General features: G+C 43.7%; 11 protein-coding genes and 1 pseudogene. 9 read left to right on the forward strand and 3 right to left on the reverse strand.

The annotated features are described in order from the left end of the window. Positions 1-35: 35 nt before the first annotated feature. Positions 36-1,238 (reverse strand): nitrate/nitrite transporter, encoded by a 1,203-nt coding sequence (locus tag KFQ09_RS19425; RefSeq protein ID WP_081114299.1) that lies wholly within the window; start codon positions 1,236-1,238, stop codon positions 36-38. A gap of 169 nt (positions 1,239-1,407) precedes the next feature. Between KFQ09_RS19425 and nirB (KFQ09_RS19430) the strand changes: the two genes are divergently transcribed. The 9 genes from nirB (KFQ09_RS19430) to KFQ09_RS19470 all read left to right on the forward strand — a co-directional run bounded on the left by nirB (KFQ09_RS19430) (position 1,408) and on the right by KFQ09_RS19470 (position 14,120). After that, a complete protein-coding gene (nirB, locus tag KFQ09_RS19430; RefSeq protein ID WP_025207474.1) occupies positions 1,408-3,669 on the forward strand; it encodes a nitrite reductase large subunit NirB in 2,262 nt (753 codons plus the stop codon). Then, entirely contained in the window at positions 3,666-5,804 is a 2,139-nt protein-coding gene (locus tag KFQ09_RS19435) for an assimilatory nitrate reductase catalytic subunit NasC (protein WP_025207473.1), read from the forward strand. The genes nirB (KFQ09_RS19430) and KFQ09_RS19435 overlap by 4 nt, the downstream gene beginning before the upstream one ends. Positions 5,805-5,893: 89 nt before the next feature. Next, positions 5,894-8,305: a nitrite reductase large subunit NirB gene (gene nirB / locus KFQ09_RS19440; RefSeq protein WP_052320489.1), complete on the forward strand. Its 2,412-nt coding sequence runs from the start codon at positions 5,894-5,896 to the stop codon at positions 8,303-8,305. 23 nt (positions 8,306-8,328) lie between these two features. Beyond that, positions 8,329-8,652: a nitrite reductase small subunit NirD gene (gene nirD, locus KFQ09_RS19445; RefSeq protein WP_008346593.1), complete on the forward strand. Its 324-nt coding sequence runs from the start codon at positions 8,329-8,331 to the stop codon at positions 8,650-8,652. Positions 8,653-8,719: 67 nt separating this feature from the next. Continuing rightward, on the forward strand, positions 8,720-9,412 hold the full coding sequence (locus tag KFQ09_RS19450) for a DUF421 domain-containing protein (RefSeq protein ID WP_008346595.1): 693 nt from the start codon (positions 8,720-8,722) through the stop codon (positions 9,410-9,412). A gap of 99 nt (positions 9,413-9,511) precedes the next feature. Then, a complete protein-coding gene (locus KFQ09_RS19455; RefSeq protein WP_056704304.1) occupies positions 9,512-10,492 on the forward strand; it encodes a pectinesterase family protein in 981 nt (326 codons plus the stop codon). A 131-nt stretch (positions 10,493-10,623) separates the two neighbouring features. After that, positions 10,624-12,108, forward strand: a complete 1,485-nt coding sequence (gene dacB / locus KFQ09_RS19460; protein ID WP_255835895.1) for a D-alanyl-D-alanine carboxypeptidase/D-alanyl-D-alanine endopeptidase — start codon at positions 10,624-10,626, stop codon at positions 12,106-12,108. Positions 12,109-12,127: 19 nt separating this feature from the next. Continuing rightward, positions 12,128-13,495, forward strand: a complete 1,368-nt coding sequence (locus KFQ09_RS19465; RefSeq protein WP_048002869.1) for an MATE family efflux transporter — start codon at positions 12,128-12,130, stop codon at positions 13,493-13,495. 64 nt (positions 13,496-13,559) lie between these two features. Further along, entirely contained in the window at positions 13,560-14,120 is a 561-nt protein-coding gene (locus KFQ09_RS19470) for a CatB-related O-acetyltransferase (RefSeq protein WP_136944875.1), read from the forward strand. A 27-nt stretch (positions 14,121-14,147) separates the two neighbouring features. Here KFQ09_RS19470 and KFQ09_RS19615 read toward each other — a convergent pair whose 3' ends face one another. Together KFQ09_RS19615 and KFQ09_RS19620 are read right to left on the reverse strand one after the other, a co-directional pair. Continuing rightward, on the reverse strand, positions 14,148-15,362 hold the full coding sequence (locus KFQ09_RS19615) for a BclA C-terminal domain-containing protein (RefSeq protein WP_370648339.1): 1,215 nt from the start codon (positions 15,360-15,362) through the stop codon (positions 14,148-14,150). Positions 15,363-15,434: 72 nt separating this feature from the next. Continuing rightward, positions 15,435-15,911 (reverse strand): annotated as a pseudogene (locus KFQ09_RS19620) (hypothetical protein); the annotation flags it as partial. Positions 15,912-16,510: the final 599 nt, after the last annotated feature.

A 16,510-nucleotide genomic window follows, 5' to 3' on the forward strand; every position in this document is an offset into this window, starting at 1 on the left:
GAGAAAAGCCATGACCAAAGAGTGGTCATGGCTTTTTATGATTCAGACATGGTTGGCTGGATAATGACTTTTTTACGTTTGAACTGGGAGACAACCAAACAGAGGAAGACAGCAAGAACAAAAAGAGAAATGGTCAAAAAGCCAAACGTATAGGAGCCCGTCATTTCTTTTAAACTGCCAAGAACGTTTGGTAAAAAGAATCCCCCAATGCCTCCTGCAGCCCCTACAATTCCAGTCACAATCCCAATTTCCTTATGAAACACTTGCGGCACAAGCTGGAACACCGCCCCATTCCCCATACCAAGACACATCATTCCGACAAATAAAAGCGCAATGACCACTGGTAAAGAAGGTAGACTACTCACTGCCCCTAAACAGATACCAATCAAAGCAAATAAACCGAGCAGTACTTTCATCCCGCCAATTTTATCGGCAATCAAACCGCCAACTGGCCGAAAGAAGCTGCCTGCCGCCACGCAAAGCGTCACAAAATCACCGGCATGAATTTTTGAAATCGCATATTGGTCCACAAAGAAAATACTCAAGAAACTTGAAAGGCCGACAAAACCACCGAATGTAATTGCATAAAGCAGGCAGAAAAACCATGTTGTTTTCACTTGAAAGACTGAAAAATAGGACCGAAGCGGCTGAGGGGCCGGCTGGTTTGGTGCATCTTTTGCTGTGAAAATAAAAAACAAAAAGACGAAACTTAAAGGAATAAGAGCGAGCCCCATCACTGTATGCCAGCCATACATCTCCGCAAGCCTTGGTCCAAAGAGTGTCGAGATCAGTGTTCCGCTGTTTCCGGCGCCGGCAATTCCCATCGCTACCCCTTGTAAATGAGGAGGGTACCAGCGGCTTGCCATCGGTAAAGCGACCGCAAAACTCGCACCTGCAACCCCTAATAAAATCCCGATCAGTACTAGCTCTGAAAGGGTTGTACCACCGAAAAACCCCCATATGAGCGGAATGGTGGTCAAAATCATGCCCATCATCGCTGTTTTTTTAGGTCCCATTCGGTCTGTTAATAGGCCTAGCACAATTCGAAAAAAAGATCCGGATAAAATCGGAATGGCTACAATCATGCCTTTTTCTATTGTCGATAAGGCAAAATCTTGTGCAATAAAAGCACCGAGTGCCCCCAGCAAAACCCAAATCATGAAACTCACGTCAAAATATAAAAATGAACCAAACAATGTCTTAGGATGACCACTAGAAGTCAATTCTGAGAGTTTCACAAAACCCCTCCTTTATTTTGAATTTTCTGACTTAAAGATAGCGAGTTGATAGAAGGAATGGAAGTATTGTGTTAGAAAAAATGACATGGATAAACACTTTTTTACAAATGTGTGCCATAATCTAGGCAAACATTGCTTTGGCGCAAAAAGCTAGAAAGGTTGATCTCACATGGCAAAACGTAAACTCGTGTTTATCGGAAACGGCATGGCGAGTATGAAATGTATCGAGCATATCGTAAAGAATCAGCCAGAACGCTATTCCATCACGATCATTGGAAAAGAGAAGCACCCGGCCTACAACCGAATAAAACTTTCATCGGTTTTACAAAAAAGTGAATCATTGTCTCAAATTGAACTAAAGCCAAAAGAATGGTACACCAAACATGACATCACCATCCAAACAGGCGAAGCAGTTGTCCACATCGATACAAAGCGTCAATTGCTCATGACAGAAGCACGCCGGAATATCCCGTATGACAAACTGGTTATCGCCACAGGCTCATCGCCTCATTTTCTACCTATACAAGGCGTATCCAAAAAAGGGGTCTATGCTTTTCGTACGATTGACGATTATGAGGCCATTTACGCTGATTCTTTACGCTATGAGCGTGCAGCAGTCATTGGAGGTGGTGTACTTGGTGTGGAAGTGGCCGCTGGTTTACAGATCGCTGGACTGAAGACAACCTTGATTCATCACACGGATTGGCTTATGCAACGCCAATTAGATGAAACCGCTGCAGGGCTTTTGTCTCAACAATTAAGTCGCAAGGGGATTCAGGTAAAAACAAATGCTCATACGATTGCATGTTTAGGAAACGAGAGAGTAGAAGGCGTTCTGTTAAAAAGTGGAGACATCGTGGATGCTGATCTCGTGGTTTTCACAACAGGGGTCCGTCCGAATATAGAGCTTGCAAAACAGCACGGCATTCATACAAGAAAAGCCATTGTTGTAAATGATGTCATGCAGACAAACGTTGAGAATATTTATGCTATTGGAGAATGTGCAGAGCATAAGGGAATGGTGCACGGTCTTGTGCAGCCTATTTATGAACAAGCAAACGTGCTTGCGAATCATTTATTAGATGAACTGGTCACGAATTTACCTCCTGCCATTTATTCAACAAAATTGAAAGCAAATGACATATCTATTTATTCTGCTGGCAGTATTGTAAACCGATCCCCCTCCGCTTCAGTGGTGACTTACTTAGATGAAGAACAAGAAGTATATAAAAAACTAGTGTTTGAACATGATGTGCTCACAGGCGTTGTATTAGTTGGTCAACTTGAGAGAGCTGAGCAGCTTTTGCAGGATGTAAAAGTGGGGCGTGATAAAAGCGTAGTCATGAAATCACTGAATGAAGAGCAGATATCCCCTTTAGATTCATTAAAAACAGAGGATCTCATCTGCCAATGCCACACGGTGACGAAGGGAGCGATATTCAAAAGCATATCGGTCCATCAGCTGACAAATTTAGAAGAGATAAAAAAACAGACAGGGGCCGCAACGGGCTGCGGAGGCTGTCAAGAGCTTGTTCGTGCCTGCTGCCATGTCTCATCAAATCAGCTAACGGAAGCACTGGACACGTTTTGCTCGTGCACAAATGTAGAGGAAGAGACCATTTTTTCGTATGTAAAAAAGCAGCAGCCGCTGAATGAAGAGCAAGTAAGAAGACAATTTGATTGGATGACAGATAACGGCTGTGACAAGTGCCGAGCAGCCATTCCATACTATCTTGAGCAGTTTCAAGATCTTTTCGTAAAAGACAGCCCATCAGATCATGAGCACATACTAATGCCTCAGTTATATGGTGGCCGTCTTGATCTGACATTTTTACAGATGATAACCGGATTATTAGAGCAAAAGCAAATTCAGCACGTAGAACTAACGGAGAATAAACGAATTCGGCTGATCGGTATTTCACAAGAGGCCGACCATATTGTAAAAGAACATGGACACATCATGCCACAAGAAAGCAAGAGACTTTCTCATGTTCTATCATGTGATTGTCGTCACGATCCATCTGTCACAACACTTGTCATGGAGATCGAAAGACAACTAGAAAACACGCTTTTACCTGCAGTCACATCGATTCATATCGCTGGTCCTTCCTGCGTATGTCATTTCAGCCCCATCTATGACATCTGCATCAAGAAGCAGCTGGATGAATGGGACATTTATATAGGAGGCAGCATACGTCAACCTAAGGCAGGTCAGCTTTTTTATTCTGTGAGCCGAACGGATGAGCTGATTCCTTTTTTAAAAGCACTGCTTGAAGACTATAGAAAACGTGCATATTTTCAAGAATCTATTGGAGACTGGATCCAAAAAAACGGCATCATTTCCATCCGAGAAAAATTGCTCGATGAGGAAATGAGAGAAGAGCTCTGCGAGCAATTTGAGCAAAGTAGACAAAAGGGTGTGAATGTATGAATCAATCTTTTTTACAATATGTGCAGCAAACATCAGAGCAGCAAGAGCGAAAAAGGGTGTTCCCATCTCAATGTCCGTTTTGCAGTATGCAGTGCAAAATGCAATTAGTCGAGCAGCACGCAGAAGGGCGAACACGCTACCAGACGATAGGTATTCATAATCCAACCACGTTCGGCAGGATCTGTATGAAAGGGCAGCATGCCCACCAGCACGCACTGCACAAGGAACGATTGAATCACCCCCTCATCAAAAGAAACGGTCAATTTGTCAAAGTGACTTGGCAAGAGGCACTTGACGAAATCAAAGCACGCACTCAAACCCTTCAGACGGAACATGGGAACGATGCTATCAGTGTGTATGGTAGTGCATCGATTACAAATGAAGAAGCTTATTTACTCGGAAAATTTGCAAGGGTCGCCCTTAAAACGAAATACATTGATTACAATGGAAGACTGTGTATGTCTTCAGCAGCAACAGCAGCTAACCAAACATTTGGACTTGATCGGGGTCTAACCTTTCCGCTTCGTGACATCAAGCATGCCCGGGTTTTACTATTGGTTGGAACCAATATAGCGGAATGTCAGCCGACCCTCATACCGTATTTGGAAGAAGCTAAAAAGAACGGGGCATTTCTCATCGTGATCGATCCGCGAAAAACAGCAACAGCCAAACTAGCTGACTTACATGTCAGCTTAAGGCCTGGGTCAGATGCTGCACTCGCAAATGGAATCTTACACGTCATGCTTCATGAACAGTTACTAGACGAAGAATTTATTAAAAAACGAACATCAGGTTTTCAAGAAATGAAACAGCATATTTCACACATGTCCCTGCAAGACATTACGCAGCAAACCGGTGTATCGATGAAAGTCATTCAAAAAATAGCGAGAAAATTCGCCCGCGAAAAAACAGGCATGATTCTGACTGCAAGAGGCATTGAGCAGCAAATAGACGGGACAGCATCCGTTCGTAATTTCCTGAATATTCTGCTTGTTACTGGGAAGATTGGCCGGATTGGGTGTGGCTATGGTGCCATTACTGGGCAAGGAAATGGACAGGGTGCAAGAGAGCATGGACAAAAAGCAGATCAGCTTCCTGGTTACCGTGATATCACAAACCCAGTACATAGAAAAGAAATGGCCGAAATATGGAAGATCGATGAAAAAGAACTGCCTGGAAAAGGTGTATCTGCTTTTGAAATGTTTGAAAAAATGCAGAAAGGAGAGATAAAAGCGCTCTTTTTAATGTGTTCTAATCCTGTTCAATCAGGTCCGCATGCAAGCTTTATCAAAAAAGCCATCGAGCAGCTGTCCTTTTTTGTCGCAATTGATTTATTTATCTCTGAGACGGCTGCACTCGCAGATGTTATTTTACCAGCTTCGTCATATTTAGAGGACGAAGGGACCATGACGAACATAGAAGGACGCGTTACGCTGAGAGAAGCAACCTATCCACTCAAACACCAAAGAAAGCACGATTGGCAAATCATTTGTGAAATAGCAGCAGTATTAGGCAAAGGCGGCTCTTTTTCTTTTTCATCTGCAGAAGACATCTTTGAGGAATTGAGAACAGCAACGAAAGGAGCCAAAGCCGATTATTCCGGTATGACCTATGACAGGTTAAGGAAGACGCAAGGCATATTATGGCCCTGCTCTCATTTGGAAGACCGAGGAACAGAAAGACTATTTGAGCATCAATTCTCACATCCTGATAAATTAGCAAAATTTGCAGTCGTTGCACATGGACAACAGGGTGCAAAAGAACCAGTCAGTCCAGAATATCCACTCTATTTAACGACCGGCAGGGTGATGGCTCATTACCAAACGGGCGTTCAAACAAGAAAAAGCACCTCTCTTGTTGCCCGGCAGTTTGAAGCTTATGTAGGGCTTCATCCTGACACAGCCGAAGCTTATGGACTTCAGCACGGGGAGCTCGTCACCATCCAGTCAAAACGAGGTAGTGTCATCATGAGGTGCCACATAACAGATAGCATCCGAAAAGATACTGTGTTTGTTCCGTTTCACTGGAATAAACATCAATCAATTAACCTATTAATTGGTAAACAGTTAGATCCACACAGTAAAATGCCAGGTTTTAAATATTGTCCTGTACAGCTGTCAGCCTACAAGAATTGAAAACTATGTGAGAAATTTTAACATGTATTTTCCATCTTTGTTTAGATTATGGTACTTTCTAAAAAACGATCACATGAGGGGTGTTTTTCATGAAAGAAAAACTCGTATTAGTAGGGAATGGTATGGCTGGTATCCGAACGCTCGAAAACATTTTAAAAACAGACAATGAACGATTCGACATGACTGTATTTGGAACTGAGCCGTATCCTAACTATAATCGGATTCTTTTATCGAAAGTTCTCCAAGGGGATACAAAGACAGAGGATATTACGTTAAACGATTGGAATTGGTACAAAGAACATCATATTCAGCTGTTTACAAATGAGACCATTGTGAAGATCGATCCAGACAATCAAACCGTTATGAGTGATCAAGGACGGACCGTGCATTATGACCGTTTAATTTTAGCGACAGGGTCCCTCCCGTTCATCCCGCCCATTCCAGGGAGCGATAAAAAAGGGGTAACAGCTTTTCGTACATTACAAGACACAGAGGAAATGGTCAAAGCATCTACGATGTACAAAAAAGCAGCCGTTATTGGAGGCGGGCTCCTTGGACTTGAAGCAGCACGTGGTCTATTAAACTTAGGTATGGAAGTGACCGTCATTCATCTTGGCTCTCATCTAATGGACCGGCAGCTCGATCCGGTGGCAGGTCAACTTCTGCAAACAGCATTAGAAAAACAAGGCATGAGCTTTTTATTAGGAAAACAGGCAAATGAAATTTTAGGAGATACAAGAGTAGAAGGGCTAACATTTTCAGATGGTTCTACATTAGAGACAGATATGGTGGTCATGGCAGCAGGAATTAAACCGAATCACAAGCTTGCCGAAACGAGCGGCATTGAAGTGAACCGGGGAATTATCGTCAATGATTTCATGGAAACAAGTGTCCCGCGGATTTACGCAGTCGGAGAATGTGTTGAACATAGAGGACAAACGTACGGTCTTGTTGCGCCATTATACGATCAAGCAAACGTGCTTGCGAAGCATGTTTGTGATATGGCCCCGACGCCTTATGAAGGATCTGTTCTATCGACACAGCTAAAAGTATCAGGGGTTGATGTATTTTCAGCTGGAGATTTTATCGAAAACGATGAGAAAAAAGCGATTAAAATTTTTGATGAACAGCAAGGTATTTATCAAAAACTAGTCTTCCAGCAAAACCGATTAGTCGGCGCCGTCATGTTTGGAGAAACAAGCGATGGACCACGTTTATTCTCGTACATTAGAGAAGGTGTTGATATGTCAGATATGGAAAAAGTATCTGTCTTAACATCAAATGAGCTGGCGCAAGAAAACACGATTGAACAAATGGCAAACGACCATATCGTTTGTGGCTGTAATGGTGTCTCAAAAGGTCAAATAGTGGCAGCTATTCAAAAAGAAGGCCTAACGACTATACAAGAGGTCAAGCAATGTACAAGTGCTTCTCGGTCATGCGGAGGCTGCCAACCTGTTGTGGAAGAGATTTTATGGCACACTTTAGGCGATGATGCAAACCGCACTGCGCAAAAAGAAACCATCTGCGCCTGCACCACCTTATCAAGAGATGAAGTGATTCATGAAATAAAAGAGAAAGGTTTGCAGCATGTCAAAGAAGTGATGAATGTACTTGACTGGGAAACAGAAGAAGGCTGTTCAAAGTGCCGGCCTGCACTGAATTACTATTTAGGGATGATGTATCCGCTTGACTACAAAGATGAAAAAAGCTCGCGATTTGTGAATGAACGAATGCATGCCAACATCCAAAACGATGGTACCTATTCGGTCGTTCCACGTATGTACGGAGGCGTGACAAATGCTAATGACCTGAGAAAAATAGCGGATGTCGTTGACAAATATGAGATACCGCTTGTGAAAATGACTGGAGGGCAGCGAATCGACCTTTTAGGTGTCAAAAAAGAAGATTTACCAAAAGTATGGGCTGATTTAGATATGCCGTCTGGTTATGCTTACGGAAAATCATTAAGAACCGTCAAAACTTGTGTTGGAGAACAATTTTGCAGATTCGGAACGCAAGATTCCATTTCTCTTGGGATCGCACTTGAAAAGAAATTTGAAGGACTTGCCACACCGCACAAAGTCAAAATGGCCGTATCAGCCTGTCCAAGAAACTGTGCTGAATCTGGGATTAAAGATCTTGGCATCGTAGGTATCGATGGGGGATTTGAATTGTATGCTGGCGGGAATGGAGGGACACATTTACGAGCTGGAGACTTATTAATGAAAGTAAGTACAGCAGAAGAAGTAGAACAAATGGCCGCAGCCTACCTTCAATATTACAGAGAAACCGCAAATTATTTAGAGAGAACATCCGCTTGGGTTGAACGGCTTGGATTGAATCATATCCAAACGGTACTGCTAGATGACAAGAAACGTGCAGCATTAATCGAAAGAATGGACATCGCACTTTCAACTTATGAAGAACCGTGGCAAGAGATTCGAGAGAACGAAACAGAAACAAGACAATTATTTCAAAAGGCAACTGCTTCCGTCTAAATCAATTGAAGGGATGAGATCAGATGACAGTTTCAATTGTAAAAGTTCATATTGGTACAATATCAGATTTCCCGTTGCAGCTAGGGAAAACAGTCGCAGCCGGTCCACTTGAATTAGCTGTTTTTCAAACCTCTAACAAGCAGTTCAAAGCCATTGAAAATCGCTGTCCTCATAAAGGCGGTGTACTAGCTGAAGGAATGGTGAGCGGAGATCATGTCTTCTGTCCAATGCATGATTGGAAAATCAATCTTTCATCAGGAAATGTTCAAGAACCAGATCATGGATGCGTGAAAACATATGAAGCATTGGTTGAGGGAGACGACGTCTTTATTTTACTGCCTTCATAAATGGTTTAGAACCTTCCTTTCCTGTACATGCTTGTAAGTACATGCAGTGAGAAAGGAAGGTATATGTGTGCCATTTTTTAATATTTTGATTGAACTCTTTATCGGATTTTTCGCTTTATTTTCCATTACAAAGCTATTAGGGAAAACACAATTTGCACAAATCACGCCGTTTGATTTTATTTCTGCACTGATTTTAGGGGAGATGGTCGGTAACGCCATTTTTGATCCAGAAGTCAGCGTGCTACATATCCTTTTTGCAGTTGCAGTCTGGGGCGTTTTAATCTACACAGTTGAATGGCTTTCACAAAAATTCAAATCCATTCGCGCTTTTTTAGAGGGAAGACCCACTCTTGTGATTGATAAAGGAAAGATTCACTACAATCGATTAAAGAAAAATATGCTCGATTTAAATCAGTTGCAGACGCTGATTCGAGCGAAAGGGCATTTTGCTCTTAATGAAATTGAATTTGCCATTTTGGAAACGGATGGGTCTGTGAGTGTGCTTCCGAAAATGAAATATGCACCAGCTACAGCCGAAGATGTGAACGTGAAAGGAAAAGAAGTCACATTGCCTAGAACGTTTATTATCGACGGAGAGATTTTAAAAAAAGATTTAAAGGAAGCTGGATTTGATGAAGCGTGGCTGAGAGAGCAATTGAAAAAGCAGCACATATCCTCCTATAAAGACGTCCTATTTTGTGAATGGATTGAAAATGAAGGAATTTATGCGATGAAATATGAAAAAACATCCACAACCTAACACAGTGGATGTTTTTTTGTGTTTTTTTGTTTTATAGCTGAATAGGATCAAAAAGAATACGTCAATGAAAACGTTCACAATATAAGGGGGAGATGTGTGATGAAGTATGGAAAACGACTGCTGATGATGGTATTGGCCTTACTGCTTTTTGACTCAGCTTATGCGCAAGCAGCTGGACACAACCATCAAACAAACCGCGTGCTTATTGTCGATCAAAAAGGAAATGGGACATTTCGAACGGTTCAATCTGCCATTGATGCGATACCAGTGAACAATCAACAGCAAACGACGATATATATTAAAAATGGTGTGTATAAAGAAAAGATTCTCCTTCCGCAAAATAAGCCGTATGTGTCCTTTATTGGAGAAAATCAGTATCAGACGATTCTGACGTATGATGATACAAATGCAAGCAGCGGGAGCACAACCAATAGCTCTAGTACAATGATTCGGGCAAATCATTTTTATGCAGAAAATATCACGTTTCAAAATACAGCTGGCCGAAACGCAGGGCAGGCGGTTGCCCTTTATGTATCCGGGGACCGGGCTGTGTTTAAACACGTACGTGTTCTCGGGTATCAAGATACACTTTATGCCACTGGCACAGGGAGACAATATTATGAAGATTGTTATATCGAGGGCACGGTTGACTTCATCTTTGGTTCAGCAACGGCTGTATTTAAAAGAGCTGAAATAAAAAGTCTTGGAAATGGGTATATTACAGCGGCATCCACAACAGAAGCGCAAAAGTATGGCTACGTTTTTATTGATTCCACATTAAATAAAGGAACGGCTTCGTCTCAATCTGTGTACTTAGGCCGTCCATGGAGACCACATTCGGCTGTCACGTTCCTCCAAACAAAAATGGATGAACATATTAAAGCTGAGGGATGGCATAACTGGGATAACAAAGACAACGAAAGAACGGCTAGATATCAAGAATATGGATCAACGGGCGCAGGGAGTCATGTGGCAAACCGAGTGAAGTGGTCAACGATATTAACAAAAAACGAAGCAAGTCAAATCACCGTTCAATCCGTGCTTAGCGGAAGCGATGGCTGGAATCCTGAAAAAAGGTAAAAGAGGCTTGTCAGTTTTCGTCAAAGAAAGCTGACTTTTCTGTTTAAAAAACCTTTGAGAACAAACGTTCTTTTGTGTATAATGAACATAATCTGCTAAATTTGGCTGCTTTTCTAAAAAGGAGGGATTGCGTGAAACGTTTCTCACAGGTCATGTTTTTACAACTATGTATTTTGTCGATGTTATTTCTCCCTTTTTCAGTGAAAGATGAACAACTAACAGCTCATGATGATCAATCAAAATGGATCACTTCTTTAGACGAATTCATTCGAACAGCACCTGATTTAGAGGGCGCAATTGCTGGCATCAGCGTACGCGATACTTCTGACACTTCTCTTCTTTATGAACATCAAGCGGACATCCGTCTGACTCCTGCTTCTAATATGAAATTACTCACATCTGCTATCGCACTCGATCTACTGGGTGAAACATACACTTTTCCAACAGACGTTTGGATAGATGGTTCAATTCACAAAAAAACATTGCACGGCAATCTTTATCTCCGAGGCTCTGGAGACCCGACATTGTTAGAAAGCGATTTTGCCGCATTAGCCAAACAAGTCAAAAAGGCCGGAATACATACGATTCGTGGACAGCTTGCAGCTGATGATACTTGGTTTGATGACACAAGGTATTCCATCGATCTGCCGTGGAGTGATGAAGATCAATATTACGGCGCTCAAATATCTGCTCTTACTGCTTCACCGAATGAGGATTATGATGCAGGAACGATCATTCTCGAAGTCAAGCCGGGAAAGAAAGCAGGGCAGAAGGCCAGCTATGAGATGATCCCGAAGACTGACGTCGCTCAAGTTGTCAATCAAGTGAAAACTGTGCCAGAAGGTGGAAAGAAGAAAATATCTTTTAAACGCTCTCACGGTACAAACAAAATTACACTGACTGGGACGATTCCGCTAAAAGCATCCTCGTCTAAACAATGGGTCGCATTATGGGAACCGACAACGTATGCTTTAGACTTAATGAAACGAGCATTAAAGGCTGAGGGGATTCAGCTGAAAGGACCACTCAAAACAAAACAAGTTCCTAAAAAAGCGAAAAAAATCGCTTCCCATACATCAATGCCTTTATCCGATCTTCTTGTTCCGATGATGAAATTAAGCAACAATACACATGCAGAAATTCTGTTAAAAGAACTTGGGAAGCGGGTAAAGAACAAAGGGAGTTTTGACAAAGGGCTTGACGTGCTGAATGAACGTCTTCCTGCCTATGGCATAGATGCATCTATGACTGTGTTGAGAGACGGATCAGGCATATCACCCATTAACCTTGTTTCTGCAAATCAATTCACGTTATTTTTGACAAACATTCAAAAGGAAAAATGGTTTAACACCTATGTCCATGCACTTCCGTTAGCTGGGGCAAGTGAGCGTATGGTGGGAGGTACATTAAGAAACAGATTGAAAGAACCAGCTACACTAGAAAAAGTGCGTGCAAAAACAGGTACGCTATCAACGGTCAGCACACTATCTGGATATATTGAAACACAGAGTGGAAAAACGCTTGCTTTTTCCATCTTATTGAATCATCTCGTTGATGACGAAAAAGGAAAAGAGATAGAAGACCGCATTGTCAGCATGTTAGCTGAGGATCTTTAGACAGAGAAGGAGAACCATCATGACGTTAGATAATAATCAATCTTTAGTAAAAACCATGTCGATCTTTCTAATTCCACTTTTATTAAGCAATATTTTGCAATCAATTGGACAGCTTGTTTCCATTGTGCTTGTCGGTAGATGGATTGGAGAGGATGCAGTAGCTGCGATTTCGGCATTCTTTCCACTTTTCTTTTTACTTGTTTCTTTTTCCATTGGGATTGGATCAGGGAGCTCGATCCTTATTGGACAAGCATACGGAGCAAAAAATGAGCAGAGGTTAAAGGAAATTATCGGTACAACGCTTTCGTTCACCTTTTTAATCGGACTTTCTTTAGCTATCATTGGAGGTTTTTTTGCCACAGATATTTTACATCTGATGGGGACACCTGCAAATATTGTGGAGGAAAGTGCGGCATATGCCAGAATCCTATTCATCTCCATGCCCATCTTATTTCTTTATTTTGTCTATACAACTTTTTTACGAGGAACAGGAGATTCAAAAACACCATTTTATTTCTTAATGATTAGTACAGGAACCAATATTTTATTGCTGCCAATTTTATTATTCGGCTGGCTTGGTTTACCGGCATTTGGTTTATATGGTGCTGCGTATTCTTCTGTGATTTCTACAATCGTTACGTTTATCATTCTTCATATCTATCTTTATAAAACAAAGCACCCGCTGCGCATTGATGCGTCGGTTAGAAAGCATTTATTGATGAAAGGGGATTTATTAAAAACGCTATTAAAGTTAAGTATCCCTTCTAGTATTAATATGATTCTCATTTCTTTATCAGAAATTGCTGTCATTTCTTTTGTCAACGATTATGGATCACAGGCGACCGCAGCTTATGGCGTTGTCAATCAAGTCGTAAGTTATGTACAGATGCCCGCAGTGAGCCTTGGTATTGCGGTTTCTATCTTCGCCGCACAGTTCATTGGCGCAGGAAACATGAATCGTTTGAAAGATGTCATTAAAATTGGGCTGGGGCTAAACTTTGCGTTAGGCGGATTGATTATTATTTTCGTCTATATTTTCGCACCACAAATTTTATCTATCTTTTTAACAGATCCTGCAACGATTGATATTGCATATAGTTTGGTCGTGATTACACTATGGAGCTATCTCATTTTCGGAACAGCACAAATCGTTGCTGCCACGATGAGAGCAAGTGGAACAGTTCTATGGCCGACCATCTTTAGTATTTGTTCCATTTGGCTTGTTGAAGTACCAGTGGCTTATGTGCTATCACACCATACATCGCTTGGGATCAAAGGAATCTGGATAGGATATCCTGCAGCCTTTTTTGTAAACTTATTGCTCCAATACGGCTATTATCGACTGGTATGGAAGAAAAAGCAGATCGTTGCACTTGTCCAATCATAATGTGAGCCTATCATCTGGCATATATATACGAAGATCGATTACTTTGTAGGGGGTCTGATCTTCTATGTTTTTAAACCAAAGAAGTGAGCTCAGTTCGTATGATATCGGTGACTTCACTTATGCTGGACCAGATTTTCAAGTCTTGACGTGGGGAGAAGGAACAACGCTGAATGTAGGAAAGTTTTGTTCCATCGCAAACGAAGTAAAAGTTTTTCTTGGTGGTGAACACCGAACAGATTGGGTCACAACGTATCCATTTAATCAAATTTTCAAAGAAGCTGCCCATATCAAGGGACATCCCAAATCCAAAGGAGATGTGCACATAGGGCACGACGTATGGATTGGAAATGGAGCGACGATTATGTCAGGAGTATGTATAGGGAACGGAGCAGTAATTGGAGCAAATAGTGTGATCACAAAAGATGTACCGCCATATGCAATCGCCGCAGGAAATCCGCAGCAGCTCATGAAATACCGATTTTCATCTAAAACAATTGAAAAACTTCAGTTGTTAGAATGGTGGAATTTAGAGTTTACCGTCATCCAATCTATTTTTCACCTCTTACAATCTAATGATATCGAACATTGTATAAAAGTCATAGAAGACATAAAAAAGAAAGGCTGAAAAAGCCTTTCTTTTTTCTTTTTTTGCTTAACTGAGCCGTATGATGGTCAAGGTTGCTCCGGCCGCACCACCACCGCCAACTAATATAGCTGTGACAACCACTCCAAAAAACTGCAGTGAAATAGTATTACCAGCTGTTAAATTAACAATGACAGTATTGTTAATAAATGAAGTAGAGATAGTAGGTGATTGAACAGAACCAGAAATAGTATTTGTTCCATTTAACAGTAAACGCGTATTAATCAAAAGTGCTGTAGTGGTGTTGACTTGATACGTAATATAATATTTACCTGTTTGCAGAACGGTAAAAACCGTACTTGTGCCGTTTGCTGTAAAACCGGTAATGTTTTGAAAGTCCGGCAATGGAATATTCGTTCCCGAGGCTACAGTAACAATGGTAGGACCAGAACTATTAGCAGCATATAGTGCTGTATCCGTAAAACCACCTGTTCCAGTAGGTCCGGTAGCACCCGTGATACCTGTAGCGCCAGTCGGACCAGTTGGTCCAGTGCTGCCCGTCACACCAGTGGCCCCAGTAGGTCCGGTTGAACCTGTGATTCCCGTGGCCCCAGTAGCTCCAGTTGCACCCGTGCTGCCAGTGGCCCCAGTAGCTCCGGTTGAACCTGTGATACCAGTAGCACCAGTAGCTCCGGTTGAACCTGTGATACCCGTGGCACCAGTAGCTCCAGTTGCACCCGTGCTGCCAGTGGCCCCAGTAGCTCCGGTTGAACCTGTGATACCCGTGGCACCAGTAGCTCCAGTTGCACCCGTGATTCCAGTGGCACCAGTAGATCCGGTTGAACCTGTGATACCCGTGGCCCCAGTAGCTCCGGTTGCACCTGTGATACCAGTAGCACCAGTCGGACCGGTTGCACCTGTGATTCCCGTGGCCCCAGTAGCTCCAGTTGCACCCGTGATTCCAGTGGCCCCAGTCGGACCGGTTGCACCCGTGATACCAGTAGCACCAGTAGCTCCGGTTGAACCTGTGATACCCGTGGCCCCAGTAGCTCCAGTTGCACCCGTGCTGCCAGTGGCCCCAGTAGCTCCGGTTGAACCTGTGATACCAGTAGCACCAGTAGCTCCGGTTGAACCTGTGATACCCGTGGCCCCAGTAGCTCCAGTTGCACCCGTGCTGCCAGTGGCCCCAGTAGGTCCGGTTGAACCTGTGATACCCGTGGCACCAGTAGCTCCAGTTGCACCCGTGATTCCAGTGGCACCAGTAGATCCGGTTGAACCTGTGATACCCGTGGCCCCAGTAGGTCCGGTTGAACCTGTGATACCAGTAGCACCAGTAGCTCCGGTTGAACCTGTGATTCCAGTGACCCCAGTAGCTCCAGTTGAACCTGTGCTACCAGTGACCCCAGTCGGACCGGTAGCACCTGTGATACCAGTAGCACCAGTCGGACCGGTTGAACCTGTAATTCCTGTAGCACCAGTAGCTCCAGTTGCACCCGTGATACCAGTAGCACCAGTCGGACCGGTTGCACCTGTGATACCAGTAGCACCAGTCGGACCGGTTGCACCTGTGATTCCCGTAGCTCCAGTCGGACCAGTTGGTCCAGTGCTGCCCGTCACACCAGTGGCCCCAGTAGGTCCGGTTGCACCTGTGATACCAGTAGCACCAGTCGGACCGGTTGCACCTGTGATACCCGTGGCCCCAGTAGCTCCAGTTGCACCCGTGATTCCAGTGGCCCCAGTCGGACCGGTTGCACCCGTGATACCAGTAGCACCAGTCGGACCGGTTGCACCTGTGATTCCCGTGGCCCCAGTAGCTCCAGTTGCACCCGTGATTCCAGTGGCCCCAGTCGGACCGGTTGAACCTGTGATACCCGTGGCCCCAGTAGCTCCAGTTGCACCCGTGATTCCAGTGGCCCCAGTCGGACCGGTTGCACCTGTGATACCAGTAGCACCAGTCGGACCGGTTGAACCTGTAATTCCTGTAGCACCAGTAGCTCCAGTTGCACCCGTGATACCAGTAGCACCAGTCGGACCGGTTGCACCTGTGATACCAGTAGCACCAGTCGGACCGGTTGCACCTGTGATTCCCGTAGCTCCAGTCGGACCAGTTGGTCCAGTGCTGCCCGTCACACCAGTGGCCCCAGTAGGTCCGGTTGAACCTGTAATTCCTGTAGCACCAGTCGGACCGGTTGAACCTGTGATACCCGTGGCCCCAGTAGATCCGGTTGAACCTGTGATACCTGTAGCACCAGTAGGTCCGGTTGAACCTGTGATACCCGTGGCACCAGTAGCTCCAGTTGCACCCGTGATTCCAGTGGCCCAGTAGATCCGGTTGAACCTGTGATACCAGTAGCACCAGTCGGACCGGTTGAACCTGTGATACCCGTGGCCCCAGTCGGACCGGTTTGAACCATGGTGATACCCGTGGCCCC

Origin of the sequence: Bacillus sp. FS02, assembly GCF_024398395.1 — a bacterium.
Classification (GTDB): Bacteria; Bacillota; Bacilli; order Bacillales; family Bacillaceae; genus Bacillus; species Bacillus altitudinis.

Bases quoted from the DNA above. Each gene is read 5' to 3' on its own strand.
- nirB (WP_025207474.1), top strand. From the start codon at position 1,408: ATGGCAAAACGTAAACTCGTGTTTATCGGAAACGGCATGGCGAGTATG.
- KFQ09_RS19435 (WP_025207473.1), top strand. From the start codon at position 3,666: ATGAATCAATCTTTTTTACAATATGTGCAGCAAACATCAGAGCAGCAA.
- nirB (WP_052320489.1), top strand. From the start codon at position 5,894: ATGAAAGAAAAACTCGTATTAGTAGGGAATGGTATGGCTGGTATCCGA.
- nirD (WP_008346593.1), top strand. From the start codon at position 8,329: ATGACAGTTTCAATTGTAAAAGTTCATATTGGTACAATATCAGATTTC.
- KFQ09_RS19455 (WP_056704304.1), top strand. From the start codon at position 9,512: ATGAAGTATGGAAAACGACTGCTGATGATGGTATTGGCCTTACTGCTT.
- KFQ09_RS19465 (WP_048002869.1), top strand. From the start codon at position 12,128: ATGACGTTAGATAATAATCAATCTTTAGTAAAAACCATGTCGATCTTT.
- KFQ09_RS19470 (WP_136944875.1), top strand. From the start codon at position 13,560: ATGTTTTTAAACCAAAGAAGTGAGCTCAGTTCGTATGATATCGGTGAC.